Raw genomic sequence first — 4337 nt, 5'->3', positions numbered from 1 at the left:
TGCACCTCAACTGGAAGCCCCACCTGTCGGAAAGGACTCCGTCCCGCTGGCGCGAACAAATCCCCCCCAGCACCCTGAGCCGCCCAGCCTACTGCCAAGCCGTGGAACAGGCTAAGGACTACATCCGCGCCGGAGATATCTTCCAGGTGGTGCTCTCGCAGCGGTTTACCATCTCCTTTGCGGGGGATCCCTTTTGCCTCTACCGCTCGTTGCGGCTGATTAACCCTTCCCCTTATATGGCGTTTTTGCAGTTTGGGGATCTCTGCCTCATCGGCTCCAGCCCAGAGGTGATGGTCAAACTCAGCCGGGTGGGAGAAGACCGCATCGCCACCGTGCGCCCCATTGCCGGCACCCGCCCCCGTGGCACCACCCCTCAGGAAGACCGGCAGTTAGAGCAAGAGCTGTTGGCAGATCCGAAAGAACGGGCCGAACATGTGATGTTGGTGGATCTGGCCCGCAACGACCTGGGACGGGTCTGCCAACTGGGATCTGTGCAGGTGGATGACCTGATGCAGATCGAGCGCTACAGCCATGTGATGCACATCGTCAGCAACGTGGTGGGGCGGCTGGATCCCCAGTACAGCGCCTGGGATCTGCTGCGGGCCACCTTCCCTGCCGGCACTGTTACCGGCGCCCCCAAAATCCGCGCCATGCAGATTATTCATGAGCTGGAAGGATGCCGCCGCGGGCCCTATGCCGGCGCCTATGGCTACTACGACTTTTCTGGCCAACTGAACACCGCCATCACCATCCGCACCCTGCTGGTTCATCAGGGCCAGGTGAGCTTGCAGGCAGGGGCAGGTATTGTAGCCGACTCGGATCCGGAGCGGGAATATCAAGAATGTCTGAACAAAGCGCGGGGCATGTTAATGGCTGTGGCCAGTTTGCAGGAGACCTAGCCGATGTTGGCCCAGTTGCGCTTCAGCCCTGCGGTTCGCGTCAGCGGGACGGAGTCCTTACAGGAGCTCCAGCAGCCGGATCCAGAGACCGTAGAGCAGGCTTTTGAACTGTTTTCCACAGAGGGCTATCTGGTGTTGCCGGAGATCTTTCCCCCCGAGCTCATCGACAAGTTGCACAGCAGCTTTCTGGCCACCTACAGCCACTACTGCACCCACGAAAACCACGCCGATGCCCTGTTAGTGGGCAATAGACGGGTGATGGTAACGGTTCGCCTGGAGGGCCCCTTCAACGATCCCCTCCTCTATGCCCATCCTTTGATCTTGCCCATCCTGAAGCGGATTTTGGGGCCAGAGTTAATCTTGAGCGGGCTGGGGGCGGTGGTCTCTCTGCCGGGATCCGCCGATCAACAAGTTCACCGGGATCTGTCTCATCTGTTTGGCGACGAGACCTTGGATGCGATCATTCCTTGCTATGCCCTGAATTTGCTTATTCCTCTGGTGGAGGTCAACGAAGAGAACGGCATGACCCGTCTCTGGCCCGGCAGCCATGCGGTCTTCGATGCCCACTATACCGAGCTCGCCCAGCAGATGCCCTTTGTCGATCCGCCCCTGGCCAAGGGATCCTGCCTCCTGTTTGACTACCGCCTGATTCACCTGGGTCGGGCCAATCGCTCCCCTGCCCCCCGTCCCCTTCTCTACAACACCTACAGCCGCGCTTGGTTTCGGGATCCTGTCAACTACACTCGGCAACCTCCCCTGGTGATCCCGGCCCAAGAGAAAGAGCGGATCCCAGCCGAGCATCAGCGCCTATTCGTGACGGCACAGATTGTGTAGACGGCCCGGAACTGCGAGCTGACCGAAAACTCGGCGGCTCAGGCCCCGGCATTTATGCCTAGGGATAAGCTACCGTCTCCTGATAGGATGTGAGTATCGCTCCACCCATTTATAGAAAGGTGCAGTGCTGAAGGTGAAGTAGAAGTATCTGGGGTGTTTCCACATCCCAGTAGCTGGTGCGTTCGCCTTGGCGGCGCGAAGCGCTTTGGCGTCCCCCACGGTGCTGCGGTATAAGCCACATGCTCGGTGTAGCTCAGTCAGTGGGAGTTGTTTTGCTGGCTGAGAACGGATCCTCTGGCTTTAGCCGTGGGGAGAACGTCAACCTCTCCTCTTGTTTGAGGAATCCGGTCAGCTAGACCGCCGAGAAGCGACGCCCTCTATGTATCAGCATGAGGGTCAGGATGAAAGGCGGAAACCCTTGCTATGGTAAACACAGAGCGGTGGGGCATCCCGTTCTTAAAGCTCAGGAAATGTCCTTAACAGGAGTCACTGAGAAGCTCGTACTCTATGCATCAGCATGAGTGCGGGAGTATGTCACGATGTCTCTGAATGGGGGTGGTTATCCCCGTTATCGCAGTTGGATTGCGCACCTCACCATGAGCGAAAAGATCCCCCAAGATCCCTCCTTGCCGGAAGTGGCGGCTGAGATGGCCTTTGCTGCGGAGCCCAGCATAGCAGAAGGAGCTGCTTCAGAAGAAGCCGCCCCAGACTCGGATCCCGGCAAGGGATCCCCTGGCACCGGCGGGTCGAATGCGCAGCGTGTCCGTCAACTGCTGGGCATGAAAGGAGCAGAGGTGGAGTCTCGCTCCATTTGGCAGTTGCACTTGCAACTGATGAAGCCTGTCACCTGGATCCCTTTGGTGTGGGGTCTGATTCCGGGGGCGGCATCTTCCGGTCACTTCACCTGGACTTGGGAGAATGTGGCTCTCATTTTGGTGGGCATGATTCTGGCGGGCCCCCTGATGACGGGCTATACCCAAACGGTGAACGAATACTACGACCGCGAGATCGACGCCATCAACGAGCCCTACCGCCCGATCCCTTCGGGGGCCATCTCTCTGCAGCGGGTGGTTATCCAAATCTGGGTGCTGCTGATCTTGGGGTTGGGCTTGGCCTACGCTCTGGACTGGTACACGGGCCATGACTTCCCGGTGATCACCTGCATTGCCTTGGCGGGAGCCCTCATTGCCTACATTTACTCGGCGCCCCCCCTGAAGCTCAAGCGCAACGGCTGGCTGGGCAACTATGCCCTTGGTGCCAGCTACATCGCCCTGCCCTGGTGGACAGGCCACGCCTTGTTCGGCGAGCTAAACTGGACGGTCTGCATCCTGACGCTGATCTACAGCTTGGCCGGGCTGGGGATTGCCGTGGTCAACGATTTCAAAAGCGTCGAGGGGGATAGGCAGTTTGGCTTGGCCTCTTTGCCGGTGATGTTTGGGGCGATGGGGGCCGCTTGGATCTCGGTGCTGATGATCGACCTGTTCCAGTTCGGCATGGCCTCGTTTTTGCTGGGGGCGGGCCTAAAACTTTACGCGGCCCTTTTGGTGCTGCTGATCATCCCGCAAATAACCTTCCAAGATATGTACCTGCTGCGGGATCCTTTGAACAACGATGTGAAATACCAAGCCAGCGCGCAGCCCTTTTTGGTGTTGGGCATGTTGGTGGTCGGGCTGGCGTTGGGCCGCTCGGGGCTGTGGTAGTCGAGCCGACGGCAAAGTGCCCATCTTGGCAACAGAGGTGACGGCTTCCGCCCTGGGTTCGGCCCGACATCTGGGCCAAGATCAAGTCAAGATCAAGTCAAGATCAAGTTAAGTTGAGCCAGGGATCCATCCCCTGCAAGGATCGTTGGCGGATCCCTGGAAGCTGTCATGGCCCTTGGCAAAAGGAGATGTCCGATGAACCCGCTTTTCCCCTTCAAACTCGGCCTGAGCCTGGTTTTGCTCTTGGGCCCGTTGGCCATCTCTCCCGCCCAAGCACAGCGGATCGTCATCGACGGGCGGGGGATCGTGGTAGAACCCAGCACAGGTGGCTCGGTGATCCTCAATCCCGACCAGCCGGTCTTTTCTCCAATCTTGCCCTCTGCAGTTCCTTTTTCCATCGATGAAGAAGGCAAGATCGTCTCTGCCCCTGGCTACCGCTGCAGTGCGGCTACTGCTGCCGACAACTCCCCCATCATCTGTCGCTCCCAGTTCAACCGCAACGACGTGGTGGTGTATGAGCGGGACGGCCAATCCAACACCTTCCTTGTGAACATCGACAACACGGTGACCCGGCCCTCCGGCAGTGGGCTGCGGATTGTGCCCAACCCTGAACCGGCGACTCCCTCGGGTAGCGGCCTGCGCATCATCCTAGACTGAGGGCAGGGATCCCTTCACCTCTTGTCCAGTTGCAACCGCAGCATTTGCTGATACATTTACGCTGAACACTGCTGACCATTACTGCTCAACGGTGAAGCGATAGCATTCTGTCCGTTTCCGTTGTCGCTACGCGACGCTAACGCGACCGCGTCAGCGGGACGGAGTCCGTTCGCGTCAGCGGGACGGAGTCCAAACAGAAAGGCGGTATCCCGCAAAGCTCTGAGCATAACACCCAGAGCGCCTTGCC

General features: G+C 59.0%; 4 protein-coding genes and 1 pseudogene. 4 read left to right on the top strand and 1 reads right to left on the bottom strand.

Features of this window, described 5'->3' with window-relative positions; all coding sequences use genetic code 11:
- The 4 genes from NW838_RS09370 to NW838_RS09355 form a co-directional block, all read left to right on the top strand.
- A partial coding sequence (locus NW838_RS09370) for an anthranilate synthase component I family protein (RefSeq protein ID WP_414427921.1) occupies positions 1-899 on the top strand: 899 nt, incomplete at its 5' end.
- A gap of 3 nt (positions 900-902) precedes the next feature.
- Positions 903-1733: a phytanoyl-CoA dioxygenase family protein gene (locus NW838_RS09365; protein WP_414357246.1), complete on the top strand. Its 831-nt coding sequence runs from the start codon at positions 903-905 to the stop codon at positions 1731-1733.
- Positions 1734-2272: 539 nt separating this feature from the next.
- Positions 2273-3433, top strand: coding sequence for a chlorophyll synthase ChlG (chlG, locus tag NW838_RS09360; RefSeq protein WP_414357244.1), 1161 nt, complete (start codon positions 2273-2275; stop codon positions 3431-3433).
- 195 nt (positions 3434-3628) lie between these two features.
- Entirely contained in the window at positions 3629-4090 is a 462-nt protein-coding gene (locus tag NW838_RS09355; protein ID WP_414357243.1) for a hypothetical protein, read from the top strand.
- Between the two features lie 56 nt (positions 4091-4146).
- Here NW838_RS09355 and NW838_RS09350 read toward each other — a convergent pair.
- Positions 4147-4337 (bottom strand): annotated as a pseudogene (locus NW838_RS09350) (hypothetical protein); the annotation flags it as partial.

It is taken from the genome of Synechococcus sp. R55.2, assembly GCF_047462075.1.
Taxonomy (GTDB): domain Bacteria; phylum Cyanobacteriota; class Cyanobacteriia; order Thermostichales; family Thermostichaceae; genus Thermostichus.
Note: the sequence above shows the minus strand (reverse complement) of the source record. Positions and strands in the feature narration are given on the sequence as shown.